This is a genomic window from Sporolactobacillus putidus (assembly GCF_014647035.1).
Taxonomy (GTDB): Bacteria; Bacillota; Bacilli; order Bacillales; family Sporolactobacillaceae; genus Sporolactobacillus; species Sporolactobacillus putidus.
Genome location: NZ_BMOK01000004.1, coordinates 20,000 through 46,363, shown reverse-complemented (window position 1 = coordinate 46,363; position 26,364 = coordinate 20,000). Strand labels below are relative to the sequence as shown.

Here is a 26,364-nt window from a genome sequence, read left to right as displayed (position 1 = left end):
ATCTCTCAGAAAAGAGACGAGAATCCCTTGATGAGCGATTGAACACCCGCGTATGCCATAAATGCGACAATAATCCAGCCGGTAATCGAAAGCCAGATCGGGTGTTTGTATCCATCCCCCATAATCCTCTTTTTTGTCACGGCGATCAGCAGAATAGCCAGTGCAATCGGAAGAATGAGCCCGTTAATCGCACCGACCATGACAAGCACCTTCGCCGGGCTGCCGATAAAATAGAAGATTGCCGTTGAAAAGACAATAAAGAAAATAACCAGATACGGCCGGATTTTTTGGTACAGATCATTTTTCTGTTCAGATCTAGAATAATCCAGAAATGAAACGGATGTAAAGGTTGAACCCAGTGTTGAAGTCATTCCGGCCGCAAATAAAATGAGCCCGAAAAATTTATAACCGAAATTCCCTGCTGCCGACTGGAAAACGCTCGCCGCCGGGTTCAGGGGATTAAGCTTAAATCCTTCGGCAATCACAGCCAGGGCTGCCAGAAACAGCAGGATGCGGATGACCGATGCAACGCCGATACCTGTCAGCGCGCCTTCGTTTATGTAACGTACACTGTTTTTTCCTCTGAGACCGCCCTCAAGCAAACGGTGTCCGCCTGAAAATGAAATGTACCCGCCGACGGTACCGCCGACAATGGTCACAATCGAGTAAAAATCAATATGGGAGGGAAGAAAGGCGTGGTAGGCCGCCTGGCCGACCGGTGGAGCACTGATCGCAACAATAAAAACGATCAGCAGAACTTTTACGACCGCAAGAACCTGAACGGTCCGGTCCATCACAATAAGTGCATTGCGAACAAGAAAAATGATAAGAGCAATGGCTCCCCCGATCAGCGCTCCGTTCTCCGGCGATATACCGAACAGGACATTAAAACCCAGCCCAACACCGCCAATATTGCCGATGTTGAAAGTCAGGCCGCCCATGACAATCAACGCGGTCAATAAATAACCGAGACCGGGAAGCAGTTCATTGGCAATCGTCTGCGCTTTTTTCCCTGAAACAACGATGATACGCCAGATATTAAGCTGGACGCCAATATCCACCAATATACAAATTAAAATAGCGAAACCAAAATCCGCACCCAATTGCGAGGTAAAAGTCGCCGTCTGGGTCAGAAAACCGGGACCGACGGCCGACATCGCCATAAGGAAGGCCGCTCCCATCGCAATATTGAATGCTGTCCGTTTGTTCTTTTCCAAATAACTCACCGCCTGAAACTGAAATATAGCACGATTATACGCGAATTTAAAAAAGTTTTCAAATTACGATTAATTTCTGGAAATTTATATCAACATATATTCGATGGTTTTAAGGATAAAATTTTCCTTTCAGCGCTCTTCAAAAGTATCAAGTCTCGACGTTTTCACTCTTTGACGGGTACATTAGAAAACTTGACTTCGTCAAGCCTTTGGCGCGGGGGTTGCCTTAGTTGCGCTTATACTATAATCCTTTAAAAATTTGTACTTTCTTATAGTAATCGAAAGAACCCGGGGTGATTCACCCCGGGTCTTAGACATAAACCTATGATTCAGCTGTCTGGACGGCTCATACTTGTTTCAGAATACGGCTGAGAAACTGCTTGGTCCGTTCATGACGCGGATGCCCGAAAATAGATTCAGGGCTGCCTTGTTCAAGAATAACACCGTTATCCATGAACAGCACTTCATCCGCGACTTCCGATGCAAATTTAAGTTCGTGAGTGACAATGACCATCGTCCACCCTTCCTGAGCCAGGTCTTTCATCACCTTCAGAACATCGGCAACCAGTTCCGGATCGAGAGCCGAAGTTGGTTCATCAAAGAGCAGCAGTTTCGGTTTCAAGGCTACCGCCCGGGCGATGCCGACCCGCTGCTGCTGTCCGCCCGATAATTGATGCGGGTATTTGTCCAGATGTGCCGACAATCCGACTTTGCTGAGAAGCTGCTTCGCATGAACGACCGCTTTTTCTCTTGGCACCTTTTGAACAAAAACCGGCCCTTCGATGACATTTTCCAGCACCGTTTTATGCGGAAACAGGTTGTAGCCTTGAAAAACCATCGCTGATTTTTTACGTATCTCCCGCCTGCTGTTTTGTGAAACCGTCTGCTCAAAATCAATCGTCCTATCATCAATCTGAAGTGTTCCCTTCTCCGGAATCTCGAGCAGGTTGAGACTGCGGAGGATGGTTGTTTTTCCTGAACCGGACGGACCGATAATGACCAGCACTTTTCCTTCATCCAGAGTAAAATCAATGCCCTTCAATATTTTATTATCGCCAAACGACTTATGAATCCCGCTTACTGTGAGCATCATAAATCTTCTTCCTCCTTAATTTGAAGCCACATAACGGTCCAGTCTGGCTTCGATCCGTCCCTGCAGGAGAGAAAGGAAAAAACAGAAAATCCAGTAAATCAAGGCGGCCTCTGAATAGAGCAGCAGAAAGTCGTAGCTTGTAGCCGTTATTTCCTGCGCTTTTCTGAAAAGTTCCGTCACCGTAACCGTTGAAGCAAGTGATGTATCTTTAACAAGACTGATAAATGTATTCGACAGCGGCGGAACCGACACGCGTGCGGCCTGCGGCAGGATAATCCGCCGCAGCGTCTGAAAATAGTTCATGCCGATCGTGTAGCCTGCCTCCCACTGGCCCTTGGGCACGGAGAGTATCGACGCGCGGATCGTTTCAGCCGCATAGCCGCCGACGTTCATTGAAAGAGCAACGATTGCGCCGAGAAACGGACTGATTTCAATGCCGAGATCAGGCAGACCGAAGTAGATGATCGAAAGCTGCACAAGCAGAGGCGTCCCGCGAATGATCGAAATATAGACACGGGCAATCGTTTGAAGCGGTTTGATATGCGAAAGGCGCAAAATTGCCATAACCATCGCAATCATGAGTCCAAAAATAAAAGAGATAATGGCCAGCGGGATCGTGTAGACTAAACCGCCCTGTAAAATCGGCCAGAAAGAGTGAGCGGCAAGCTGCCAGTCTACTGTAACCTGGCCCAGTACAAAGAATGACATTTACTTACTGATGTCCTTTCCAAAATACTTCTCTGATATTTTCTTCAGTGTGCCGTCTTTCTTCAGCGCCTGCAGCTCTTTTGTGAAGGCTTTATCCAGTCCGCTGCCTTTCAGAACAGGGAAAGCAACGTTTGCGGTATCGGTCGGCACGACAGCGGCAATTTTCAGGGAGTTGTCTTTCGTTGTATTGAAGTACTGCAGCACGGCACCCTGATCGTTAACGAGCGCATCCGCTCTGCCCTGACTGACGAGCTTCAGGGCCTTCGACAAGTCATCTTCGCCGACGATAACCGCTCCCGCTTTCTTTGTCTCTTCACCAAAGTTGCTGGTCAAACTTTGGGCAACTTTAACACCTTTCAAGTCGTTCAGAGTTTTAGTCTTATTATTATTTGCGCGTGTCACGATCACGGATTCTGATGTCGAATAAACACTGGAAAAATCATATTTTTTCAGACGATCCGGCGTCACGGCTACATCATTGGCAATGGTGTCAAATCGCTTGGCGTTCAGTCCGGCAAACAGTGAATCCCAGACCGATTCCTTGAACTGTACCTTTACACCGAGACGCTGGCCGACCGCCCGAATGACATCGACATCAAATCCGACCAGGTCGTTCGTCTTGTTGTCATGGTAGGTGTACGGTGCGTAGGTGCCCTCCGTGCCAACCGTCAGTACACCTTTTTTCTTTATCTGATCCAGTGCACTACTTCCGGATTTCGAGGAGCCACTGCTTTGCGAGCCGCAGGCTGCCAATGACAGCGCCAGAACGGCAATCAATAAGCTTAAAATTATTTTTTTCATTTTTATTCCTCCCTGTCCCGTACATTCTGGCCGCATGTTCTGTTTCTGTATTCATGCGCCTTAAAGTATCATCACGTTTCATGCTTGCCTAACCCGTACGATTCCTTATCAGCAATCCGCCCTGAAAGCTCAATTATATAGGCAGGTGAATCAATTCCAAGTAAACGTATGTAATTAAGCGGCCATTATCAGCGATAATTCTACCACCACTTTCTCAATTAGGCAACCGGAAATCCAGGCAGGTATTTCTGCGATTGTTCCATCTTTTGGAGCGATTCGCTCTCCTTTCCGGGTGATTGACTCATGACGGGACGATTCGCCAGCTGTACAGGGCGATTCCGGACTGTTTTGGGGCGATTGTTCCATCTTTTGAGCGATTCGTTCTCCTTTCCGGGCGATTGACTCATGACGGGGCGATTCGCCAACTGTACAGGGCGATTCCGGACTGTTTTGGGGCGATTGTTCCATCTTTTGGAGCGATTCGTTCTCCTTTCCGGGCGATTGACTCATGACGGGGCGATTCGCCAACTGTACAGGGCGATTCCGGACTGTTTTGGGGCGATTGTTCCATCTTTTGGAGCGATTCGCTCTCCTTTCCGGGTGATTGACTCATGACGGGACGATTCGCCAGCTGTACAGGGCGATTCCGGACTGTTTTGGGGCGATTGTTCCATCTTTTGGGGCGATTCGTTCTCCTTTCCGGGCGATTGACTCACGACGGGCGATTTACCCATGACGAAGCATTCTCTGCGTGAGGAGGTGATCGTTCGTTTCCTTCAACTTGATTTTCTCAAAATGGCTGCAATTAACAGAGAAGCGTACGCCGACAAGGTCAGCACCTGATCTTGCCTTGGCAAGGCGTTTTCGCGTTTTAATTCCTGTAGTACACAGTTGGAGAGAAGCGGCCAAATTCCTAAGGGATCTGAGGAATACAGGCTTTACAGCCTGCTGGCGGACTTTTTATTTCACTCGGTCAGTTTAATAATGCCCGCTGCCGTCTCTTCGGTCGTCACCAGCGCATTGATATAGCCGCCCCTCAACGCGCCGGCAATTCCGGGCACTTTTTCCAGAGATTCGGCGACGCCGATGGCATAGCGGGCCCGCTTGAGTTTTTCAAGCTGTATCGTAATTGTCCGCTCCGACAGACTCGTTTGAACAGGCACACCCTTTTCATCAAAAAAGCGCGAACAGATGTCTCCCGCAGCTTTCCTGTCACCCAGTTCTTTCACCGTTTCCTCACCATAGAAAGCATGCCATGTCGATCGCCCCGTGATGTTCATCGAGCCTATTCCGAAGACAGCGACCGACAGGTGCTCCCACATCGACGCAATTTCCCGAAAGTGGCTCGAGCGAAGAATATCGTCTCTCGTTTCCTTTTTTTCTACAATGGTCGGCAGATCAATCATCAGTGACTGAGCCCCAAGCTTTAATGCCGCCTGGTAGCATATGGTGTTGGAATGAAAACGGCTTTCAAGTTTGCCTGAAGATCCGCCGACAAGAGGCACACAGACAACGCCTTTTCTACGTGAAGTCTCAAGGGCATCCACCGTCTCCGCCAGACTGCTCCCCCAGGAAAACCCGATCACATCGCCGTCCTTGATGATCTTGGCCAGCAACCTAGCGCAGGCCTGCCCGATCGCCTGAAGCTTCACCGCACCGGACTGATTGCGGTCTACGGACACGACAATCGCCTCTTTCAGTCTGAATCGTTTCTTCAACGTTTGTTCGGCAGCTATGTTGTCTCCCGCAATACCGTAATTTATCGTGATCCTGACTATGCCGTCTTCCTTCACTTTTTTCAGCAGCCTGCTGATCGTCGTGCGGTAGATCCCCAGTTCTTTGGCAATCTGGCTCTGTGTCATGTTCTGCTCATAATACATTTGGGCAATTCTGATTAACAGCATCCTGTCCGTCTTTTTTTCCACTGCATTTCCCGCTTTCCTCTTTCGGCACATTTGTTCAGCATCCGATAATTTGTGCGTTTCATTTTCTGTCCATTATACTCGCGGGGTCCCCTTCGTGTAAAACGTTCTCATTTTGAAAACTCGCTGATCATCCGCTGTATCACAATTTTTTTCAAAGAGGTAGTAAGGGCTTCCAAAAAAAGTTTGACAGGGATCGGGGGCGACGGTATACTTGAGCCAGAAAGATGCACATATTGCTTTTAATTGCACAAATGTGCAAATGTGGGGAGATGATGGAGACGAGCCAGGACACGATTAAACAAGACTGCGCCAGAGAAGCCTTAAAACTGATTCGCAGCCACATGATCATTGGTTTGGGCGGCGGAAGCACAATCGGTTACCTGATCGGGTACATTAAGCAAGCAAAAGAACTTCACGTTAAAATTGTAACCCCTTCCTTAAAAACCAAACTGCAATGCCTGGAAAACGGGCTCGACGTCCTTCATACCGAGACGATCGACCATGTTGATCTCGCTTTTGATGGATGCGATCAGGTTGATAAATGGCTCCATGCGCTGAAAAGCGGGGGCGGTATCCACACCAAAGAAAAACTGATTGCTTCGATGGCGGACGACTATATTCTGCTCGTCGACGAATCAAAAGTTGCGGACAGGCTGACCTTTGAACAGCCCGTCGTTCTGGAAATTCTGCAGGACGCGGCGGCCTACGTCAAAAGAAAAGCGGCCGCTCTGGGCGGCGAACCCATGATGCGCAAAAGTGCGGCAAAGGACGGTTTTACGGTGAGCGATAACGGCCATCTGCTGATGGATGTCTTCTTCAAACAAGTCGACGATATAGATATCCTTGAAAAGGATTTAAAAGCAATCAGCGGTGTGATCGATACTTCCCTTTTTACAAACGTTGTGACCCGGGCACTTGTTGCCGGCGACAGTGGTTTACGCTGGATCTTGAAAAATCAAAATCAATGAGGTGAAAACAATGAAAACGCTCAATTGGGCCATTCTCGGTCCCGGAGGAATCGCCGCGGAATTTGCCGAGGCGGTACATGGGGCAGGCGGAACCATTTACGCCGCAGGGTCTCGCAGTCTGGACCGGGCGAAAGATTTTGCCGAAAAACATCATATTGAAAAGGCATTCGGCGACTATGACGAGATGCTGAAGGACAACAACATCGACATCGTCTATCTCTCAACACCGCACTCCAACCACTATGAGTATTTGATCAAGTGTCTGGAAAACGGTAAACACGTACTTTGTGAGAAGGCCATCACGGTCAGCAGCAAGCAGCTGAACCGTGTCGTTCAGCTGGCGAAGGACAAACATCTTATTGTTGCTGAGGCCATGACGATTTACCACATGCCACTTTACCGGAAACTGAAAGAAATGGTGGCCGGCGGAAAAATCGGCCAACTGAAGATGGTCCAGGTCTCCTTCGGCAGCCTGAAACCGTATGATGTCAAAAGCCGTTTCTTCAACATGGATCTTGCCGGCGGCGCGCTGCTGGATATCGGTACTTATGCTTTATCCTTCACCCGTTTCTTTCTGTCGAGCCAGCCGGGCGAAATTCTGACTACGGTTAAACCGTTTGAGACTGGTGTCGACGAGCAATCCGGCATTATTTTAAAAAATCCGGATGATGAAATGGCTGTGATTACCCTGACCATGCGGGCAAAACTGCCGAAAAGGGGAATCGTCACGGGAGACAAAGCCTATATCACGGTGGATAATTTCCCGCGGGCGAGCAGTGCTACGATCACCTACCCTGACGGAACAGCCGAAGTCATTGAGGCGGGCGACACATCAAAAGCCATGGTCTATGAATTCGAAGATATGAATTCGGCGGTCTGCGGGGACGGCACCGAGAACACCCTTCCTCTATCCATCGACGTCATGTCGATTCTGAGCAATGTCAGAGAGCAATGGGGGATCCGTTATCCTTTTGAATCACTTAAATCCGATCACTGAAAAAATAAAAATTTTATAAACATCAAAAAAACAGAGCGTTTTCATTTTGTTTTCAGTTCATTGCATTATAATGAAAGCGTATCAAAAAATACATTTCTCTACAGAAAGGAGATTCATTCATGAGTGTACCAGAATCTGTATTGAACCAAACGGTTGACTCCGCATATAAACTTTACATTGGCGGAAAATGGGTTGACGGTTCAGGCAACCGGAAACTGGCAAGCTATAATCCTAGCAATGGGGAAAAACTCGCAGAATTCGTTAATGCCAGCCATGAAGATGTGGACGCTGCCGTAGAAGCAGCGACAAAAGCGTTTGAATCCTGGAAAGACGTAGGCGTTCAGGAAAAAAGCGCAATATTACTGAAAATAGCAGATCTGATTGACGCCAATGCCGACCGTCTGGCTCTTGTCGAAACTCTGGACAACGGTAAACCTTTGAGAGAAACGAAAAATGTAGACGTTCCCGCAAGTTCCGACCATTTTCGCTATTTTGCCGGTGTGATCCGTTCCGAAGAGGGTACGGCAAAGGCGCTTGATGAAAATACGCTGACCATTAATCTGAAAGAACCGATCGGCGTAGTCGGCCAGATCGTTCCGTGGAACTTCCCTCTGCTGATGGCCGCATGGAAAATTGCACCGGCTATCGCCGCAGGCAACACGGTCGTCATTCATCCTTCTTCATCGACATCGCTGAGCCTTCTGGAACTGGCCAAACTGCTCGACCAGGTTCTTCCGGCCGGTGTCGTTAACGTTGTGACCGGAAGAGGCTCTGATTCCGGCGACTACATGCTTCACCATCCGGGTTTTGCAAAACTCGCCTTCACCGGTTCAACCCAAGTCGGCTATGAAGTCGCCGACGCTGCTGCAAAAGCGCTGATTCCGGCGACTCTGGAACTTGGAGGCAAATCGGCCAATATCTTCTTCGACGACGCTCCGTGGGAAAGAGCGATCGAGGGCGCTCAGCTCGGCATCCTGTTCAACCAGGGACAGGTTTGCTGCGCGGGCTCCCGACTGTTCGTTCAAGAAGGCATTTACGACAAATTCGTCGCTGCCCTGAAAACCGCCTTTGAAAAGGTCAAAGTCGGTCTTCCTTGGGAAGACGGCGTTCAGATGGGCGCTCAGGTCAATGAACGCCAGCTGGACAAGATTCTGGACTACGTCAAGATTGGTGAAGATGAAGGGGCTAAACTGGTAACAGGCGGCTGCAAGCTGACTAACGAAGGCCTCGAAAAAGGCGTTTTCCTGGCACCAACCATTCTCGCTGATGCGACGAACGACATGCGCATTGCTCAGGAGGAAATCTTCGGACCTGTGGCAACTGTGATTAAGTTTAAAGATGCGGACGAAGCGATCAAACTGGCCAATCAGTCGGAATACGGACTTGGCGGCGCCGTGTGGACCAGCAATCTCAACACGGCGCTTCGCGTGGCTCGCGGCGTGCGGACCGGACGCATGTGGGTCAACACTTACAACCAGCTGCCGGCGGGCGCGCCATTCGGCGGCTACAAGAAATCCGGTATCGGGCGTGAAACCTACAAGAGCATTCTTGATGCTTATACGCAGACAAAGAACATCTTCATTAGCACAAAGGAAACGGCAGACGGATTGTATTAATTCAAGCATTTCAATTTAAAAGGCCCGGAATGCAGGGCATTTATCCTTTAGGAGGCAAGCATGAGACGCTTGCCTCTTTTTTCATGATTTTTCTCATTTACAATTTTTTCATATTTGAAACACCATTGAGAGGCCCGATAAAAACGTTAAAATACGAATAGTATACGTGTTTTTTTTGTTTGTGATCCCGATCAATACTTTTCACAGGCAGGGCTTAATCAGCATTTTCAGTTCTTAATAAATATGCTGAAGATGAGTAATTGTTTGCAGATACAGATTCCGTGTAAGATCGAAACGGCGTGCCACCGGTGTGATTTAAGAAAAATTTGGTGAAGCCACGTCTTTGACGACGGCCTGAGCCCTAGTTTTTCTTATACTAGACACCTCTAATCCTTTATTTTTATTTGTATAAGAAATATCTTCGGCATCCGTACGGTATGAAACCGTATTAAGTTACACGATAATAGGATAAGAACAACTTGCTGTCTCTTCGGAAAAGAAATAATCGAGAAAAGGGAGTTATTCATGAACCGTGTATTAAAATTTAATAAGCTTACTGCTGTCTATTTATTGACGATGGTGGTTCTCTTAGCTGTTGCCATTTTTAATCTGTTCTATCATCTAGGCAATTTTCCGCTCATCAGTTATGATGAGTCCCGGCACGGAGTCAGTGCCTACGAAATGCTGCAGAGCGGCAATTATCTCGTGAATACATATATGTACAACCCGGATTACTGGAATCTGAAGCCCCCGCTCAGTTTCTGGAGCATTGTGCTCGGCTATAAAATTGCGGGATATAATGCGCTGGGACTGCGGCTGGCCTCGGCTGTCTGCGGTCTCCTGACGATCATTATGGTGGCCGTCTTCATGCTGAAAAGGCACGGAAAACTTGCCTCGGTTATATCGGCACTTGTTCTCACGACATGCGTTCAATTTTTAACCAACCACAGTGCAAGAAACGGAGACCCGGATTCCCTTTATGTCTTTCTTTTTACGGCAGCTATTCTGGCTTTGCTGCTTTCAGGGAAAAATAATAAATGGATCTATGTTTCGGGACTTGGGTTTTCACTCGCTTTTTTAACAAAAAGCTGGCATTCATTTAACATCGTTGTCATTATTGGACTTTATCTGATCTTTTCAGGTAAATACAAATCGTTTTCATTTAAAAACTGGCTCCTGCTCGGTTTGAGTATGATCACGCCGATCATGGTTTGGGCGGCTTTCCGCTATCAATACGACGGCCTGACTTTTTTCAAGGAGATGATTACCTACGATCTGCTTACCAGATCCACGACGACGATTGAAGGCCATGTCGGGGGCAGGCTCTACTACGCCAGGATCATTTCCCAGTTTTTCATTTACTGGCTTGCCATCCTTTATGGGTTGATGCTCGTCTTTCTGAATCGAAAGTTCTCGTTTAAATCGATCAAAATGCTGAAACCCGAAGAAAGGGCCTATTGGATCGGGATTATCTCGTGGGTTATTGTTCCTTTGATCTTCTTCAGTTTCGCCAAAACAAAAATAAGGTGGTATATCCTTCCTGTCTATCCCGCGCTGTCCATCATTATTGGCATTCTCGCCAGCCGGCTTGTGCGAAATGGAAAATTGATGCTGAAAATTGTTCTTCTGGCCTCTGTGCTGCTTGTCTCAGCCTCGTATGAATTGAAAATTCACAGAGACTTAAGCCATATCACCCCCAACGTGCAGCTGGAGCTGATTCAGAAACTGCGCGGAGTGAACGGAATTAAGGGAGACAGCCTGTTTTATTACAATAGAAAAAAGATATGGCCGCAAAATGCGGTTTTAGCCGCGGAACTGACGAGTGACCTGCATGTGAGCAACGGGAATTTCAAAGAATTTTTACGGAAAGACAAGGCCCTGCTTTTAGTACAAAAAAAATATTATACGCAAAAATTTATGAAGGCCAATCGGTTAAAAATCCTAGTCTCCAACCCATGGGGCTTTATCGTCTATAAAAGGCTCTAACGTCCGCCCAATTCCCGAAACACGGAGGTGCCGGTCTCATCGGGAATTGCCGAGTTTCCTGATGACTGTTTCAGCATGTGCCAGGCTGGCGGCGTTATTAATTTTTATTAAATACACCAAAATACTTGTATTTAAATGTTGACAAACAGAAACCAGGGCGCTAGAATTATCTCAATTAAATAAATCTTATCAAGAGTGGCGGAGGGACTGGCCCTGCGAAGCCCGACAACCAGCACTTTGTGTGTATGGTGTTAATTCCAGCAGATTAAATTCTGGCAGATAAGAAAAGAATCGGCTAAAGGCTGCTTTCCTTTTTTCTCCAGGAAAGCAGCCTTTTCACGTGCAGCTCTTTCCAATCTGTAGCTCTTTCCAATCTAAGATTTTATTTAATTAAAAAAATTAAGGGTATAGGGAGAGATCGAAATGGCTGATGAACAAAGACACTATGGTTTCGAAACATTGCAGGTACATGCGGGACAGGTTCCCGATCCGACGACCGGAGCCCGTGCGGTTCCTATTTATCAGACAACTTCATTTGTATTTAAAGATGCCGATGAAGCGGCGGACTTTTTCCAGCTGAAAAAACCGGGCAATGTTTACGCACGGATCATGAATCCGACGGAAGATGTGTTCGAAAAGCGTGTGGCCGAACTAGAAGGCGGCGTTGCAGGTCTTGCCACATCATCAGGACTCGCAGCGATCACCTACGCTATTCTGAATGTTGCCAATAGCGGCGATAATATTGTCGCCGCCAGCACACTCTACGGCGGAACCTATGAACTCTTTTCTGTTACACTGAAGAAACTCGGCATCGATGTTAAATTTGTCGATCCGGACGACCCGGAAAACTTCCGTGCAGCCATTGATGACAAGACGAAGGCCCTTTACGGTGAAACGATTGGCAACCCGAAAATCAATGTTCTTGATATTGAAGCTGTGGCCAACATTGCCCATGAAAACAAAATTCCTTTCATCATTGACAATACATTCGGCACGCCTTACCTGGTCCGCCCGATTGAATATGGCGCAGATGTCGTTGTTCACTCGGCGACAAAATTCATCGGCGGACACGGCACAGCCATTGGCGGCATCATTGTTGACGGCGGCAAATTCGACTGGCGCGCGAGCGGCAAGTTCCCCGATTTCACGACACCGGACAAGAGTTACGGCGGACTCGTTTACGCGGATCTGGCCCCGGCATCATTTGCGGCCAAAGCACGCGTCCAGCTGCTACGCAACACCGGTGCAACCATTGCCCCTCAGAATGCCTTCCTCTTCCTTCAGGGTCTCGAATCGCTCTCGCTTCGCGTTGAACGCCATGTTCAGAACGCGCGCAAGGTAGCCGAATTCCTGAACAACCATCCGAAAGTAACATGGGTGAACTACCCTGAACTGGAAGGCAGCCCTTATCGCGAACTGGCAAAGAAATACCTGCCGAAAGGTGCGGGTTCCATCTTCACTTTCGGTGTCAAGGGCGGGCTGGAAGCAGGAAAAACATTAATCAATAACGTAAAGTTGTTCTCACTGCTCGCCAACGTTGCCGATGCAAAATCATTGATTATTCATCCGGCCAGCACGACTCACGCCGAACTGACTCCGGAAGAACAGGCAGTCGCCGGTGTAACGCCCGACCTGATCCGTGTATCGATTGGCGTTGAAAGCATTGATGATATCATTTATGATCTCGATCAGGCGCTTGCCAAAATTCCCGTTCCGGTCGGCAGCCGGTAATAAAAGAGAGAAAAAGCAGTTCTAAATCATGGGGGATCAGTTAAAACCATAAAGAAAAAAATCCTTTGGCAGATGCCGGAGGATTTTTCTCTTTTTACACTATAGGAAAGAATAAAATTTTTAAGGATTATCAGTGTAAGCGACCGAACAGATCGCCGCGTCCTGCGGCATGTTCGGCATTAGGCCGTCCTGGCCCCCGCAACTAAGGCTCAGCCTGCGCCAAAGGCCTGCCTTGCCAAGTTTTCTAATGCTCCTTTATTTGCTGAAGCCGAAGCGGCCCTTTCTCAGCATGGTTTCCACACCGCCTATTTTGACGAGCGACCGATTTTCAATGACTTTTTTCATGAAAAAAGCCGGATAACCCCTGAGATTCCGACCCATCACCTGACCCACTGCGTCATTCCCGCCAAGCGAGCAGACGGTTCCTTTTGATTTATAGACAAATGCTTTAAGGTCGCGCCCATCTACCAGCGCCTTCAGATTGTATGCCGCATAATCCGCCTGCTGCATGGCAATCTGCGCCGTCGTCGGATAAGGCCGGCCGCAGCCCGGATCAATAATTGCGGAACAATCCCCGATGATCAGAATGTCCGGGTAACCCGGAACGGTCAGATCGCCGTTTACCTGAACCCTGCCCCGCTGCTGTTCGAATCCGGAAGCCGCGATGACGGAACTTCCCCGGACGCCGCCGCCCCAGACAAATGTTCCGGCATGAATCACGTGCAGCTCTTCGCCGCTTTTATAATAGACATGATTCGGTAGCACCCGATTGACACGGCCCGGGACAAATTCAACACCGCGGGCGCGGAGCCTGCTTGTTCCATAGCCGGCCAGTTTGCGGTCAAACATCGGCAGTACAGTGGATTCTATACAGACAACACGCACTTTGCTTCCGTTTACATCATAGCGTCTGATCAGCTCCGGCAGGCGTTCTGTAACCTCACCGAGAAACTCCAGGCTTGTAAATCCCGCGCCGCCGACAACAATAGTCAGCCGCTCATCTTTATGATCTTCAGCCCACCTGGCAAATTGTGTTTCGATATGATGGCGGATTCTCTGAACGGAAGGAATATCGGAGATCGCCAGTGCATAATCTTCAATACCCTGAATGCCGAACGTCTCAGACTCGAACCCAAGACTGATCAGTAAGAAATCGTAAGCAACAGGCCCTCGCTGTTTCAGAATCACTTTTTTTTCTTCCCGGTCCACCCGGAGCACCGTGTCCTGGACGAATACCGTCTGCTTTTTGTCAATAACGCAGGAAATCGGATAGCAGATTTTTTCCGCATTTGTCGTTCCTGCGGCCACTTCGTGCAATGATGTCGTTTCACAGTGGTAATCGTTTTTATTGATAATAACAATATCAGCGTTCGGATGCGATTCCTGAAGCTTTTTCAAAGTCCTCAGGCCACCGTAGCCCGCCCCAAGAATGACAATTCTTTTTTTTCTCAAAACCGTTCATCCCTTTCGCAGTTGAAAAAGTGATTATCGACGATTTATTTATCAAAAACACTTGATTGTCACATAATGTTCACATTATATCCATCTCTATTTTAGCCTACGTTGGAAACGCTTTCAACCTGATTTATTAAAAAATTTACTGCTTTTCGATCGATTTGAACGGCTGAAGTCGCGGTTTCTTTCATATAGTTATCAACGTTGTTAATATGATAAAAGGTCTCTTTACATGATCTTTCTATCACGCAAAGAGACCTTAAGCATAAAAAAGATGATGATTCGCAACACAATTTTCCGGCAAACTGATGAAAAATCCTGATGCAATATTTAGGAGGGCGTACGGGAATTGAACCCGCGATCATGGAATGAGAATCCATTGGCTTAACCACTTGCCCAACGCCCTATAGGACATGCCTAATCGCGAATTTCTTCGCGACATGGCTCGTTCAGCACGTTTGATATTATACCATATTAAAAAGTGTTCTTTCAAGTATTTTATTAACCGATGCTGAAGCTCGTCCTTTTCTTTTGGATCAAATGACCAAGCCGATCACTTGATATTTTTCTGATAGCAGTCATAGGCCCTTCCGACGTCTTCAGCACGATGGGCATCGGATCCATACACAAAACGGATCCGCATCGACAGGGCTTCCCTGATGATCTCTTCCGTTGGATAGGTTTCTCCGCAGTACTTTTTGTAAAGACCTGCCGTATTTAAGTCCAGTTCATATCCCTTGTCGCGGATCGCGGCAAGCAATCGGCTGATCTTCTTTTTTCCCGCGGATGAAAATTCCGTCTCTTCGTTGATATAATGTTTTCTGAACTTCTGGCATAATGTGATGTGCCCGATCCGTTGTGGCTTAAAAGGCCCCAAATCTGCCTCAACCGATTTCTGAAGATAGTCCAGATAAACGGACTGCGCCTTATGAAAGCTTCCATAGAAGCCTACAATGCCGTCCTCATAATCCTCGCTGCTGTAATCGATAGAGCGCCAGCCTCCTCTGCCGGGCAGAAAATGCAGCGACAGCACACTGTCCTCAATGCGCTCGCCGTATTCATTGAGAAAATCTGTTGTCCAGCTTTCAAAACCAGGCAAATAATCCACTTCAAAACCAATTTTGATTTTTATCTCCGACCGGTACTTTTGCTTCAGATCATCCATTTTTTTAAAATAGGCTTCAATGTCGCCGGTTCGCATGCCCGCAGTTTCAATGGCCCTCTTTGCTCCGGTGCATCCGCGCGTAAATTCACGGGGCAGCGGCGGGTGCTCCGTAATGGAATAGTCAGTAAAACCTTGTTCAATCGCCCGGATAATAAACCGTTCCGTATCCTCACGGGATCCATGCGGGCAAAATTCTGTATGTGTATGTCCGTCTCTCTTCAAATGCAGTCCTCCACGTTTCTTTTCCTTATGATCAGGCCTTGCCAAGACTGATCATGTCTTCCCCGTCAACAAAAAGCGTTTTATTCTCTCCGATACCGGCATGATCCGGCGAATCGTTAATCTGCTCCACATACAAGATGACGTCCTGCGCCTTGACCGCATAGCGAACGATATTGCCGAGAATATTGACGTCCGTTACTGTTCCATTAATCTCAATACTTTTTGTTCCGGGCGCGGTACGAACGGCTTCCGGACGCAGGGCATAGGATCCGTTCCCCGCTTCAAAGTTCGTTTCTCCCAAAAGCGATCGGACCTGTTTCCCGGACAAAACATTATAGTTGCCGATAAAGCGGGCGACAAATTCATTATCCGGATGGGTGTACAACTGTTCCGGTTCTCCGAATTGCGAGATGGTGCCCTGATTCATCACGTAAATCCGGTCGGATATATACATGGCCTCCGCCTGATCGTGGGTGACGAAAATCATCGTCATGCCAAGCTTTTTCTGCAGCGCACGCAGTTCTGTTCTGAGCTGCTGGCGGATCTGCGCATCCAGCGCGCTCAGCGGTTCATCCAGCAGCATGACTTTCGGCTCCACAACCAATGAACGGGCCAAAGCCACACGCTGCTGCTGTCCTCCGGAAAGTTCATACGGATAGGCATCCGCTTTCTCTTTCATGCCCATCATGTCCAGGGAGCGGATGACTTTCTCCTGAATCATCGATTTCCCAAGCTTTTTCATTTTCAAACCAAACGCGACATTATCGAATACCGACAGATTCGGAAACAGGGCATAGGACTGAAAAACCATACCGATTTCGCGTTTTTTCGGACTGACACGTGTGACATCGTGTCCATCGATCACGATCCGACCGTTTTCCACCGGTATCAGACCGGTGATCGCCCTCAAAAGTGTGGATTTCCCGCAGCCGCTTGGACCCAGCAGAGTAACCAGTTCGCCTTTTTCGATGTTCAGATTGAGATGATGCAGTATCTTTCTGCCCCCAAGGGCCAAGGAAAGATCGTTAATCGTTAAGTAGCTCATTTGAAGCACTTCCTTTCATTTCCGAGATAGACAGCGTCGTCTCTTCCTGACCGGCCATTAATTTATAGCTTTTGCGTGAAGTGGCTTTCACGATGACGGCGCTGATCATAAGAAGAAGCAAAAAGTAGGTCACGACAACCGCGCTGGACAGGTGCCCATTGATTTTCATCACTCTGAGCATGTAGATGCGGATGGTTTCAAAATCGCCTCCAAGCAGCATATTGGTGATCTGGAACTCGCCAAGGAAGGTTGAAAAAGTCAGCAGGCTGCCGACCATGATGCCGATTTTAATATTCGGGAGCAATAATCTGACGAACGCCTGCAGCTTTGAAGCGCCCAGTATTTCCGAAGCCTCCATTAATGTTTTCGCATCCACTTCCCTTAAGTTATTGTGAATGCTCTGATACATAAATGGCAGAGCATAAATAAAGATGCCCCCGGACAGGACGGCGGTAAGCGGGACAGGACTGCCGGAATAGGTTCTGAGAAGCCCCGTGGCCAGCACGACGCCCGGAATCGCATAAGGCATCAGAACCGTCGGTTTCATGAATTTTTCAGCTTTCGGAAGATAGATGCTGATCATGACGATGCTCGGCACGACAATAATCAGCACGGCAATCAGCGTTCCGAATGTTAACAGGCACGAGCGGACGACCGACTGGATAAAGCGCGGATCTGCGTACAACTGTTCATACCACTGGAGGGTCAAGCCAGTCGGAAGAATCGATTTTCCCCATTCCGTTGAAATTGAATAGACAAACGTCAGTAAAAAGGGCACACACATGAGCAGAACGAAAAGCGACAGGATCAAGCTGGACGAGAAACTTTTCCTCATTTCATATCCCTCCGAACGAGGCGCAAAAAGTACTCATCGATGATCACAATAGCAATCATCATGACCGCAAACAAAACAGCCATCGCGCTGCCGAGCTGCGGCTGAGCGAATATATCTCCGGAGACAAGCGCTGCAATTCGTGTCGTCACAAGATTGATATTGCTTCCGACCAGAGCATAGGCCGTTTCATAAGTCCCCATAGCGTTGGCAAAAAGAATGATAAACGTGCCGAACACGCTCGGCAGGATATGGGGCAGCCCGACACGCAGCCAGAAAGCGGCCGGTCCCGCCCCCAATAGTAAAGCGGCTTCCTTCCATCTCTTATCAATGCCTCTGAAAGCGGGGTAGAGAAACAGGACGCCGAGCGGAACCTGAAAATAGACATAAGTCACCGCGAGACCCTGCCAAGAGTATAAGTTGAATCCGTTTAATAATGGAATGCCGATTTTTGAGAGCATCAGGGTCAGTATGCCGGCATTCCCGACAAGAATAATGAAGGCGAACGCCAGCGGCACGCCGGCAAAGTTGGCCGTCATGTTGATAAACAGCATCATCCGGTCCTGAACCCTCTGTTTCGACCGCACAAGTGCCTGAGCCACCAACATCGCAAGAATGATGCCGGCAAGGCTTGAAGCGAGAGAAATAAGAAAACTGTTCTTAAAGGCTTCATAATAAAATGGCTGCGTCATGATCGTCAGATAGTTTTGGACGGTCCATCCCGTATCGTCCGCATCGGCAAAACTTGCCCGAATCATGATCACGAGCGGCACCACAAGAAACATCAGCAAGACAGCAATAAATGGAAAAAGGCAAGCACCTGCCTGCCTTTGTATTTTTTTGTTCAATTCAACACTTCCTTGCTTTTTCATTCTTTTCATTCGCGCAACCCAGGGAATTCCAGCGGCTTCATATCGACCGAAGGCGCAATCCCAAGCAGCCGGCAAATAAGCGGCGCAATCATCAGCTGCGGCACATCCTCGTCATTCACCCTGGCCTCCACCTGATCGGAGATCGTATACAGGGGCACGCGCCGGACGCCTTCCCGTGTGCCGCCATGGTGGCCGTATTCATCCATCCCGTGATCGGCAGTCACGACAATCTGGTACCCGGCTTTCACCCAGACCGGCAGTATTTCTGCAAGAATCAGATCCGCTTTATCGACACTTTGCCGGTATTCTTTTGAATCCGATGTGAATTTGTGCCCGGTATCGTCGATATTCATTGAATGAACATAGAGAAAATCCGGCTGATAAGTTTTAAGCAGATAATGAGCGTCGAGAAACAGGTGGGAATCCGGATACTGATCTTCAAAATAAAACATGCCGTGCTGGATCGCTTTCCGTTCATCGTTCTGCACGCGGTCTTCATGAAAAACGAACGGCGCGCGGTTGTACAGTTCGCTGACCCAGTGATAGGCGGCGGCAGCTGTCGTCAATCCGCGGCCGCGGGCCAAATGAAAGATACTCTCTTTTTCTGACAGCCTGACGCTTAAATTCGTTACAATGCCGTTTTCACACGGAGACGTCCCCGTCAGAAGCACTTCATAAAGCGGACGCGAGTTGCTCGGCAGCTCGGACATAACCGGATAGCGCGCGGCAAGCCCTTTTTCCGTCAGATGCTCAAGATAGCCCAGTTCCTCTACTGCCGTATCATAGCGGCAGCCGTCCAGTGTAATCATCACAAGCTTACTGCTTGGCATTTGCCAGTACCTCTTGCTGCCAGAGCTGCGGGAGTGTTTGCGCCGTTTTATCCCAAACGCTGATATCCTTTAAAGGAACGACGTTTTTGTATTCCGATTCTGGAAGAAGCTTCGCCTTGATGTTTGCCGGTATTTTCACATCGCTGCGAATCGGGCGTGCATAGCCCTTGGCCAGATTGATTTGCCCTTTGTCCGACAGAATGTATTCGCGGGCTAGTTTCGCCGCGTTCGGATGAGCCGCGTTTTTGTTGATCACAGTCGAATAACCGAACATCAGCGATTTGTCTGTAGGAATCGATACAGCAAAACGGTTCTTATCAATCTGATCACGATAGCCGAGGCCGAGGAAATCCCAGATAATCGCGACATCGATCTCTCCCTTTTCCAGGTTCGGAATCGACGCATCGGTCATTGAAAGCCGGCCCTGCTGTGCAATTTTCTTAAAGAAATCAAGCCCCGGCTGGATATTGCCCGGATTGCCTCCGTTTGCTTCAGCGGCTGCCAGAACAATCATCTGCGACATAGCGGCTTTGGTCACGTCGCCAATGGAAATTTTATAATTTCCGTTCAGCAGATCTGCCCATGTCTTCGGCGGATTTTTCACATTTTTTGTATCCGTCATGAAAGCAATCGACCCGGTGTAGCTGACTGCGTAGTAACCGTCTTTATCTTTTGCCCAGCTTGGTATGCTGTTCCAGTAAGACGTTTTATATGGAGCGGTCAGGCCTTTCTGTTTTGCCAGACTCGCAAAGTTCAGTCCGACGTCACCGATATCCGCAGAGCCGCTGGACTTCCCAGCCTGGAACTTGGCCAGCTCTTCAGCACTCGACATATCCGTATCCGTATGTTTCATGCCGTATTCACTCGTGATGCCTTTCCAGGTATCTGCCCAGTCGGCCCAGGAATCCGGCATGCCGACGCTGGTTACCGCTCCTTCTTTCTTAGCGGCTTTCGTAATTTCGGAAATCGATTGATTACTTGATCCGGAAGCGCTGCTGCCTGATCCGCAGGCTGATAAAACGCCGAGGATCATAATACCGGTCAGAATGATTGCGACAAAACGATTCATTTTCATTGTCGTTCTCCCTTTTTTGTTTTATATTTGTTTTGTTGGTTTGACAATATAAATGATACATATAAATTGTAAACAGACAAATAAACGAACATTAAGATGTTGTAAATCAGTGGACAATCATTTCACGGATGTTAATGGAAGGGGTTCATGATGATGAATCAAACATCAGAACAAAGACGTGACAAAATTCTATTCGAATTAAGAAATAACGGGAAAGTCTATGTCGTCCGGCTCGCTGAATTTCTCGAAGTGACACCCGAGACGATCAGACGGGACTTATCCGATATGGAAAAAAAACAACTACTGACACGCACTCACGGAGGAGCGGTCCCTTTCACGGGCAACTTACTGGAACCCATATTCGATAAAAAAAGGCGCATGGAAAAGAAGGAAAAACAAAAAATTGGAAAAAAAGCTGCTGAGACCATTAAAAAAGGCGACACAATCGTGATTGACACAGGCACGACGACACTGGAACTATGCGCTGGCATTGAGGGCGTCGCGAATATCACGATTCTTACCAATTCACTGGCGGGTGCGGCACTTCTGACAAGACGTCTGGAACAAAAATATTTTTCCGGAAAGATCATTGTGCTCGGAGGTGTCGTCAATACGGCTCAGCACTCGATTAAAGGCAGTCTGACGGCTGAGATGCTGGCTCCATTTAAGGTGAACAAAGCGTATCTGTCGTGCGGGGGAATTTCAGAACAAAGCGTCAGCGATTATGATATTGAGGAAATCAATATTTCAAAAATCATGATGTCCATTGCCGACGAGAATTTCGTACTGGCCGATCACACAAAACTGGACAGGCAGGCCTTTTATACCATCAATAAACTGGACTGTTTTGACAATATCATCTGTGATGCCGAACCGGACGGCAAATGGGGTAAGCTATGCCAGCAAAATCAGATTACCTGGATCAAAGCATAATGCTGCGGTGCCGTAAAATAAATTTTACTATTCAGCGGCGGCAGATTTTATTCACTAAGGGATCTTTTCTTGATTTGGAATGCCATGGCCAATATATTTCCGTGAAGGGCGATTTTTTCTCAGGACGGGCGATATAATGCTCTGAAGATTGATCAATATTCAGGTTCGGGCCCCCTGAGCGTTCTTCAGGTCGATTAACGGACAGTTAGCCACAATCGAGATTTTGTACTTTCTTGAACAACGAAAAAAGAACGGAAGCGCCCCGTTCTTTTTTTGTATCCTGTCTTTCATGTTGATTGCTTCCTGATTATTCCGCTTCAGAGACAATTTTTACGCCCGAGCTAGCGCCGATTCTCGTCGCGCCTGCAGCAATCATCGCTTCAGCCTCCGCTTTTGAGTGAATGCCGCCGGCCGCTTTGACGCCGATTCCTTCGCCGACAGTTTCCCGCATCAGCGCAACGTCTTCCGGAGTCGCACCGCCGGTCGAAAAACCAGTCGATGTTTTTACGTAGTCTGCACCCGCATGGACCGCTAGCCTGCAGGCCAGTATTTTTTCTTCATCTGTCAGGAGACAGGCTTCAATGATCACCTTGACAAGTGCCCTTCCTTCCGCCGCCTGAACAACAGCGCGGATGTCTTTTTCCAAAGCATCCGTATTTCCGCCTTTCAATGCACCGACGTTGATGACCATGTCCACTTCTTCCGCACCCTTTTCAATCGCATCACGCGTCTCAAACGCTTTCGTTTCGGAAGTTTCTGCACCAAGCGGGAACCCAATCACTGTGCATACTTTTACGTCTGAACCTTTAAGCTGCCCGGCAGCGAGCGTTACCCAGCATGGGTTGACGCAGACGGAAGCGAATCCGAATTTCTTTGCTTCATCCGTCAGTTTCAAAATATCCGCCTTTGTTGTATCTGCCTTAAGTGCCGTATGATCAATATATTTTGCCAGATTTGTCATCGTTGTCCTTCCTCTTTCCTTTTATCTATTCGGTAATGATTCTGCGAATCAGCTTTGGACGCTCGGCATGATCCGATATTTTAATAGTCCTGTAGAGTTTGTCGATCACGTCGTTAATCTTTTCCCGGTCAGAATGAATCGTTGCCAGCGATTCTCCGGAAGCAACCGGATCGCCTACTTTTTTATGCAGAACGATGCCTGCCGCAAAATCGATGCGCTCTTCTTTCGTCGCCCGGCCCGCCCCAAGCAGCATGGCGGCAAGTCCGATTTCGTCCGCGGCCATCTCCGAGACAACGCCTGAATTTTTTGCCGTCAGCTCCATTTGAAATTTAGCCTGCGGCAGTTTTTCAGGATGGTCGGCCACACTCGGATCGCCGCCTTGATTGGCAATAAACTGCTTGAACTTGTCAAACGCGCCGCCGCTGTCGAGCGCGTTCACCAGCTGCCGATGCGCCTCTTCCAGAGTCTCCGCTTTTTTCGCAAGCAGCACCATCCGGCTGCCGAGGGCCAGCACAAGCGCCCTCAGATCATCCGGACCCTGCCCTTTCAGCGTATCAATCGCTTCCCTGACTTCAAGCGCGTTGCCGATCGCCCGGCCAAGCGGCTGCGACATATCCGTGATCACCGCCTGTGTTTCTCTGCCGACACGTTTCCCGATCCGCACCATCGTTTCCGCCAGGCGCATGGCATCTTTTTCATTTTTCATAAACGCACCGCGGCCGGTGGTGACCTCCAATACGATAGCGTCCGCCCCGGCGGCAATTTTCTTGCTCATGATTGAACTCGCAATCAGAGGAATGGATTCGACCGAACCGGTGACATCACGCAGAGCATATAACTTTTTATCGGCGGGTACGAGGTCGCTGCTCTGCCCGATGACCGCGATCTTGTCCCGGTTGACAAGATCGATAAACCGTTCGGTCGTCTGTTCTACCTGGAATCCGGCGATCGACTCCAGCTTGTCGAGTGTCCCGCCCGTAAATCCAAGCCCGCGTCCGGACATTTTGGCGACCGGAACACCGAGCGATGCGACAAGCGGCGCGAGCACGAGTGTTGTCGTGTCGCCAACACCGCCTGTTGAATGCTTATCCACTTTTATTCCGCGGATGGCAGACAGATCGACCGTCTCGCCCGAAGCCACCATGGCTCGGGTCAGCTCGGCAATCTCGGCATCGGTCATATCGCGGAAATAGATGGCCATCGCCAGAGCGCTCGCCTGATAGTCGGGAATAGCACCCTGCACATAGCCGTCGATGAAAAAGCGGATTTCCTCAGGAGAAAGCGCACCGCCGTCCCGTTTTTTCGCTATAATGTCAACCATTCTCATAAGGCTCACCCTCCGTTCTCAGGTTAATGCGGTTAGAAAACTTGTCCCCGTCTTTGGCATCGCGATACCGAAATTAGCCGCGGTCGTGGCGCCGATATCGGCGAATGTTTGCCGAACCGGTAAAGAGCGGCCTTCCGGAAATCTCGGAGAATACACGAGCAGCGGGACATATTCACGCGTATGGTCCGTTCCCCGGAACCCGGGATCATTCCCATGATCAGCCGTAATCATCAGAAGATCCTCTGTACCGAGTTTTTGCAGCGCCAGTCCCAGCTGGCGGTCAAAGGCTTCGAGTGCCCGGCCGAAAAGCACCGGTTCGCGCCGGTGCCCGTATTTCGCATCAAAATCAACCAGATTGGTAAAGGAAAGCCCATGAAAATCACGTTCAAGCACCTGAATGAATTTTTCCATGCCGTCGTCGTTGCTGACCGTATGCCAGCCTTCCGAAATGCCGTGTCCGCTGAAAATATCATTGATCTTCCCGATCGCAAGCGAAGCAAAACCTGCGTTAACCAGACGGTCCATGACCGTTTCTTCCGGCGGCTCCAGCGTCAGGTCGCGGCGATTGGCCGTCCGTTCAAAATTGCCGGCACGGTCGCCAATATACGGCCGCGCGATGACACGCCCAAGATGATAAGGCTCGGCGATCGTCAGCTTGCGGCTGTATTCGCAAATAGCATAGAGTTCTTTGAGAGGAATGACCTGCTCATGTGCGGCGATCTGCAGGACCGAGTCGCCCGATGTGTACACAATCAGTTCCCCGGTTTTCATCTGCCGCTCGCCGAACTTTTTGATGATTTCCGTCCCGCTCGCTGGCTTGTTCCAGAGCACTTTCCGTCCGCTGTACGATTCGATCTTTCCGATCAGTTCGTCGGGAAATCCATTTGGGAAGGTGCGCAGGGGGGTCATAACCGGCAAGCCCATCATTTCCCAGTGTCCGTCCATGCTGTCTTTTCCGGCAGACATCTCGTGCATTTTTGTATAATAGGCCGCCGGGTGCTCCTGAATCTGCACCCCCTCAAGCGGTTTTTCCGGCCGGATGTTTGAAAGTCCCAACTTCTCCAGGTTCGGCACGCGCAGCCCGCCCATCGCCTCCGCGGTATGCCCGAGCGTGTCGCATCCTTCATCGCCGTATTTTGCAGCATCGGACGCTTCGCCGATGCCTACCGAATCCAACACGATGATGTGAATTCGCTTGAATTTTTCTGTCATGCCCCATCCTCCTGTTTAATAATAAAGAAAAACTTGGCGAAGCCAAGTCTCAGATGCCGGCTGAGCCTCTTAGTTTTTCTCATACTAAATTCCGCTAATCTTTTTATACTTTCTAATTTGCAGAACAAATATAGATCCGATCGATTTTCTGCTGCATCTTCAGTGTAAAAGGCGTGATCCAATGTTATTTTACCATATTCGGACGTGAAGGCCCTCCTACTCTACGTGAGGGCATTCAAGACATCGGAAAAAGCCGCAAAAAAAACTCCGGGATTTCATGGACGGTATTTGTCCTGGCCATGAAGTGTCCCGGAGATTCTTGAACGGAATGCATCTATTTTAGTTTTGTTCGTACTGCCTTGAAGCTTCCTTGAGGTGTACCAGATCAACAAGCATGGAATGGTAAGGAGCCTGTAATCCATGTTTCTCAGCCAGGCGGACGATCGCCCCGTTAATATAGTCCACTTCTGTCGGCCGGTTCGTCGTCATGTCCTGATGCATGGACGGGTAATGGAGCGGGTTGGAAACTTCAGATACGTACATGATCTGTTCGACCAGTTCATCACGGCCGACCTCCATCTTAATTCCTTCTGCATCAAAGGCGTCATAGGCTTCATAGATCAGCTTCCTGGACAGTTCTTTCGCATTCTTATAAGCAGCAAACTCGCCCATCCGGATATTCATTAAAGTACACAGCGTGTTGACAACGGAGTTGAATACGAGTTTGGTCCACACCGTCCCCATATAATCCGTACAAACGGTCGGGTGCATCAGCGCTTTTTCCATTTCTTCGGCTACTTTATAGATAAACGGATCAGGCTCCCCTTCCACTTTAACAATGTGGACATGCCCAGCGCCGCGTTTTCCAATAAAATCCACTTTCCCCGGGCCTCTCATAACAGTCGCAATCATCGCTGTGCCGGCAATGATTTTCTTCCTGTCAACAAACTTGGCGATGTCTTCCGCTCCCCCGTACCCGTTCTGATTGGTCAGAACATAGGTGTTCTTACCGATAAAGTGTTTGCAGCGCTCCATAATTTCAACCGTATGCATGTCTTTGATGAAGAAAATAACAAGTTCCGGTTCATCATGGTACTCCTCCGGATAACAAACATTAATTTCCACCAGGTGCGGATTTTCCCCGTCGCGGGTGACCTCCACGCCATGATTTTTCCGAATCGCCGCAACGTTCGGTTCCCAAGTGTCAACAAACTGTACGTCGTTCCCTACTTCCTGCAGCAGAACGCCATACCTCAGTCCCATTGCTCCTGCGCCAATGACTACGATTTTCATCCTTTTTCGTCTCCTCTTTGTTTTATATGTGTTTTGTGAAACCAAATTAGCATAGAAGCCAAAAGTCGCCGCTTCCCTCTTGAAGTAAAAGCCCCATCCA

General features: G+C 48.7%; 24 protein-coding genes, 1 tRNA gene and 1 riboswitch. Of the genes, 6 read left to right on the top strand and 19 right to left on the bottom strand.

All coding sequences use genetic code 11. The features are described from left to right. Positions 1-5: 5 nt before the first annotated feature. From IEX81_RS05875 to IEX81_RS05845, 7 genes are all read right to left on the bottom strand, one after another. Positions 6-1,217 (bottom strand): NRAMP family divalent metal transporter, encoded by a 1,212-nt coding sequence (locus IEX81_RS05875; RefSeq protein ID WP_229727495.1) that lies wholly within the window; start codon positions 1,215-1,217, stop codon positions 6-8. Positions 1,218-1,563: 346 nt separating this feature from the next. Next, positions 1,564-2,307, bottom strand: coding sequence for an amino acid ABC transporter ATP-binding protein (locus tag IEX81_RS05870; protein ID WP_188802345.1), 744 nt, complete (start codon positions 2,305-2,307; stop codon positions 1,564-1,566). A gap of 18 nt (positions 2,308-2,325) precedes the next feature. Further along, complete coding sequence (locus IEX81_RS05865) at positions 2,326-3,018, bottom strand: amino acid ABC transporter permease (protein WP_188802150.1); 693 nt, start codon at positions 3,016-3,018, stop codon at positions 2,326-2,328. Beyond that, a complete protein-coding gene (locus IEX81_RS05860; protein ID WP_188802149.1) occupies positions 3,019-3,819 on the bottom strand; it encodes a transporter substrate-binding domain-containing protein in 801 nt (266 codons plus the stop codon). Between the two features lie 174 nt (positions 3,820-3,993). Further along, positions 3,994-4,329, bottom strand: a complete 336-nt coding sequence (locus IEX81_RS05855; RefSeq protein WP_188802148.1) for a hypothetical protein — start codon at positions 4,327-4,329, stop codon at positions 3,994-3,996. Continuing rightward, on the bottom strand, positions 4,326-4,553 hold the full coding sequence (locus IEX81_RS05850) for a hypothetical protein (RefSeq protein WP_188802147.1): 228 nt from the start codon (positions 4,551-4,553) through the stop codon (positions 4,326-4,328). Before IEX81_RS05850 ends, IEX81_RS05855 begins: the two co-directional genes overlap by 4 nt. Positions 4,554-4,784: 231 nt before the next feature. Then, positions 4,785-5,744 (bottom strand): sugar-binding transcriptional regulator, encoded by a 960-nt coding sequence (locus tag IEX81_RS05845; protein WP_188802146.1) that lies wholly within the window; start codon positions 5,742-5,744, stop codon positions 4,785-4,787. Positions 5,745-6,016: 272 nt separating this feature from the next. Between IEX81_RS05845 and rpiA the strand changes: the two genes are divergently transcribed. The 5 genes from rpiA to IEX81_RS05820 all read left to right on the top strand — a co-directional run bounded on the left by rpiA (position 6,017) and on the right by IEX81_RS05820 (position 13,042). Next, a complete protein-coding gene (gene rpiA / locus IEX81_RS05840) occupies positions 6,017-6,712 on the top strand; it encodes a ribose 5-phosphate isomerase A (protein WP_188802145.1) in 696 nt (231 codons plus the stop codon). A 10-nt stretch (positions 6,713-6,722) separates the two neighbouring features. Then, complete coding sequence (locus IEX81_RS05835) at positions 6,723-7,709, top strand: Gfo/Idh/MocA family protein (RefSeq protein WP_188802144.1); 987 nt, start codon at positions 6,723-6,725, stop codon at positions 7,707-7,709. A 119-nt stretch (positions 7,710-7,828) separates the two neighbouring features. Continuing rightward, positions 7,829-9,325, top strand: coding sequence for an aldehyde dehydrogenase family protein (locus IEX81_RS05830; RefSeq protein WP_188802143.1), 1,497 nt, complete (start codon positions 7,829-7,831; stop codon positions 9,323-9,325). 525 nt (positions 9,326-9,850) lie between these two features. Beyond that, positions 9,851-11,311 carry an ArnT family glycosyltransferase gene (locus IEX81_RS05825; RefSeq protein WP_188802142.1) on the top strand — a complete coding sequence of 487 codons (1,461 nt, stop codon included), beginning with the start codon at positions 9,851-9,853 and terminating at the stop codon, positions 11,309-11,311. Positions 11,312-11,494: 183 nt separating this feature from the next. Further along, positions 11,495-11,597: riboswitch (SAM riboswitch) on the top strand. Between the two features lie 137 nt (positions 11,598-11,734). After that, positions 11,735-13,042: an O-acetylhomoserine aminocarboxypropyltransferase/cysteine synthase family protein gene (locus tag IEX81_RS05820; RefSeq protein ID WP_188802141.1), complete on the top strand. Its 1,308-nt coding sequence runs from the start codon at positions 11,735-11,737 to the stop codon at positions 13,040-13,042. A gap of 255 nt (positions 13,043-13,297) precedes the next feature. Here the strand turns inward: IEX81_RS05820 and IEX81_RS05815 are convergent, their stop codons facing one another. The 8 genes from IEX81_RS05815 to IEX81_RS05780 all read right to left on the bottom strand — a co-directional run bounded on the left by IEX81_RS05815 (position 13,298) and on the right by IEX81_RS05780 (position 20,538). Further along, positions 13,298-14,494 (bottom strand): NAD(P)/FAD-dependent oxidoreductase, encoded by a 1,197-nt coding sequence (locus tag IEX81_RS05815; protein WP_188802140.1) that lies wholly within the window; start codon positions 14,492-14,494, stop codon positions 13,298-13,300. Positions 14,495-14,831: 337 nt separating this feature from the next. Next, positions 14,832-14,903 (bottom strand) — tRNA-Glu (locus IEX81_RS05810). A 147-nt stretch (positions 14,904-15,050) separates the two neighbouring features. Next, complete coding sequence (gene hisJ, locus IEX81_RS05805; protein WP_188802139.1) at positions 15,051-15,884, bottom strand: histidinol-phosphatase HisJ; 834 nt, start codon at positions 15,882-15,884, stop codon at positions 15,051-15,053. A 31-nt stretch (positions 15,885-15,915) separates the two neighbouring features. Next, entirely contained in the window at positions 15,916-16,929 is a 1,014-nt protein-coding gene (locus tag IEX81_RS05800; RefSeq protein ID WP_188802138.1) for an ABC transporter ATP-binding protein, read from the bottom strand. Then, positions 16,910-17,764 carry an ABC transporter permease gene (locus IEX81_RS05795; protein ID WP_188802137.1) on the bottom strand — a complete coding sequence of 285 codons (855 nt, stop codon included), beginning with the start codon at positions 17,762-17,764 and terminating at the stop codon, positions 16,910-16,912. Before IEX81_RS05795 ends, IEX81_RS05800 begins: the two co-directional genes overlap by 20 nt. Next, the gene (locus tag IEX81_RS05790) at positions 17,761-18,609 is read right to left on the bottom strand and encodes an ABC transporter permease (RefSeq protein WP_229727494.1); all 849 of its coding nucleotides are present in this window, start codon (positions 18,607-18,609) and stop codon (positions 17,761-17,763) included. The genes IEX81_RS05795 and IEX81_RS05790 overlap by 4 nt, the downstream gene beginning before the upstream one ends. A gap of 29 nt (positions 18,610-18,638) precedes the next feature. After that, entirely contained in the window at positions 18,639-19,463 is an 825-nt protein-coding gene (locus tag IEX81_RS05785; protein WP_188802136.1) for an alkaline phosphatase family protein, read from the bottom strand. Continuing rightward, positions 19,450-20,538 (bottom strand): ABC transporter substrate-binding protein, encoded by a 1,089-nt coding sequence (locus tag IEX81_RS05780; protein WP_188802135.1) that lies wholly within the window; start codon positions 20,536-20,538, stop codon positions 19,450-19,452. Before IEX81_RS05780 ends, IEX81_RS05785 begins: the two co-directional genes overlap by 14 nt. A 153-nt stretch (positions 20,539-20,691) precedes the next feature. On the opposite strand from IEX81_RS05780, the gene IEX81_RS05775 reads away from it, so the two are divergent. After that, complete coding sequence (locus IEX81_RS05775; protein ID WP_188802134.1) at positions 20,692-21,471, top strand: DeoR/GlpR family DNA-binding transcription regulator; 780 nt, start codon at positions 20,692-20,694, stop codon at positions 21,469-21,471. 307 nt (positions 21,472-21,778) lie between these two features. On the opposite strand, the gene deoC is transcribed toward IEX81_RS05775, so the two are convergent. The 4 genes from deoC to IEX81_RS05755 form a co-directional block, all read right to left on the bottom strand. Beyond that, entirely contained in the window at positions 21,779-22,432 is a 654-nt protein-coding gene (gene deoC, locus IEX81_RS05770) for a deoxyribose-phosphate aldolase (protein ID WP_188802133.1), read from the bottom strand. Positions 22,433-22,457: 25 nt separating this feature from the next. Beyond that, positions 22,458-23,759, bottom strand: coding sequence for a pyrimidine-nucleoside phosphorylase (locus tag IEX81_RS05765; protein ID WP_188802132.1), 1,302 nt, complete (start codon positions 23,757-23,759; stop codon positions 22,458-22,460). An 18-nt stretch (positions 23,760-23,777) separates the two neighbouring features. Beyond that, the gene (locus tag IEX81_RS05760) at positions 23,778-24,971 is read right to left on the bottom strand and encodes a phosphopentomutase (protein ID WP_188802131.1); all 1,194 of its coding nucleotides are present in this window, start codon (positions 24,969-24,971) and stop codon (positions 23,778-23,780) included. A gap of 339 nt (positions 24,972-25,310) precedes the next feature. Continuing rightward, a complete protein-coding gene (locus IEX81_RS05755; protein WP_188802130.1) occupies positions 25,311-26,264 on the bottom strand; it encodes a ketopantoate reductase family protein in 954 nt (317 codons plus the stop codon). Between the last annotated feature and the right edge of the window lie 100 nt (positions 26,265-26,364).

Excerpts from the sequence above, each read along its gene's own strand:
- IEX81_RS05870 (WP_188802345.1), bottom strand. The coding sequence starts at position 2,307 with ATGCTCACAGTAAGCGGGATTCATAAGTCGTTTGGCGATAATAAAATA.
- IEX81_RS05865 (WP_188802150.1), bottom strand. The coding sequence starts at position 3,018 with ATGTCATTCTTTGTACTGGGCCAGGTTACAGTAGACTGGCAGCTTGCC.
- IEX81_RS05860 (WP_188802149.1), bottom strand. The coding sequence starts at position 3,819 with ATGAAAAAAATAATTTTAAGCTTATTGATTGCCGTTCTGGCGCTGTCA.
- IEX81_RS05855 (WP_188802148.1), bottom strand. The coding sequence starts at position 4,329 with ATGAGTCAATCGCCCGGAAAGGAGAACGAATCGCTCCAAAAGATGGAA.
- IEX81_RS05850 (WP_188802147.1), bottom strand. The coding sequence starts at position 4,553 with ATGGGTAAATCGCCCGTCGTGAGTCAATCGCCCGGAAAGGAGAACGAA.
- rpiA (WP_188802145.1), top strand. The coding sequence starts at position 6,017 with ATGGAGACGAGCCAGGACACGATTAAACAAGACTGCGCCAGAGAAGCC.
- IEX81_RS05835 (WP_188802144.1), top strand. The coding sequence starts at position 6,723 with ATGAAAACGCTCAATTGGGCCATTCTCGGTCCCGGAGGAATCGCCGCG.
- IEX81_RS05830 (WP_188802143.1), top strand. The coding sequence starts at position 7,829 with ATGAGTGTACCAGAATCTGTATTGAACCAAACGGTTGACTCCGCATAT.
- IEX81_RS05825 (WP_188802142.1), top strand. The coding sequence starts at position 9,851 with ATGAACCGTGTATTAAAATTTAATAAGCTTACTGCTGTCTATTTATTG.
- IEX81_RS05820 (WP_188802141.1), top strand. The coding sequence starts at position 11,735 with ATGGCTGATGAACAAAGACACTATGGTTTCGAAACATTGCAGGTACAT.
- IEX81_RS05800 (WP_188802138.1), bottom strand. The coding sequence starts at position 16,929 with ATGAGCTACTTAACGATTAACGATCTTTCCTTGGCCCTTGGGGGCAGA.
- IEX81_RS05795 (WP_188802137.1), bottom strand. The coding sequence starts at position 17,764 with ATGAGGAAAAGTTTCTCGTCCAGCTTGATCCTGTCGCTTTTCGTTCTG.
- IEX81_RS05785 (WP_188802136.1), bottom strand. The coding sequence starts at position 19,463 with ATGCCAAGCAGTAAGCTTGTGATGATTACACTGGACGGCTGCCGCTAT.
- IEX81_RS05780 (WP_188802135.1), bottom strand. The coding sequence starts at position 20,538 with ATGAAAATGAATCGTTTTGTCGCAATCATTCTGACCGGTATTATGATC.
- IEX81_RS05775 (WP_188802134.1), top strand. The coding sequence starts at position 20,692 with ATGAATCAAACATCAGAACAAAGACGTGACAAAATTCTATTCGAATTA.
- deoC (WP_188802133.1), bottom strand. The coding sequence starts at position 22,432 with ATGACAAATCTGGCAAAATATATTGATCATACGGCACTTAAGGCAGAT.
- IEX81_RS05765 (WP_188802132.1), bottom strand. The coding sequence starts at position 23,759 with ATGAGAATGGTTGACATTATAGCGAAAAAACGGGACGGCGGTGCGCTT.
- IEX81_RS05760 (WP_188802131.1), bottom strand. The coding sequence starts at position 24,971 with ATGACAGAAAAATTCAAGCGAATTCACATCATCGTGTTGGATTCGGTA.
- IEX81_RS05755 (WP_188802130.1), bottom strand. The coding sequence starts at position 26,264 with ATGAAAATCGTAGTCATTGGCGCAGGAGCAATGGGACTGAGGTATGGC.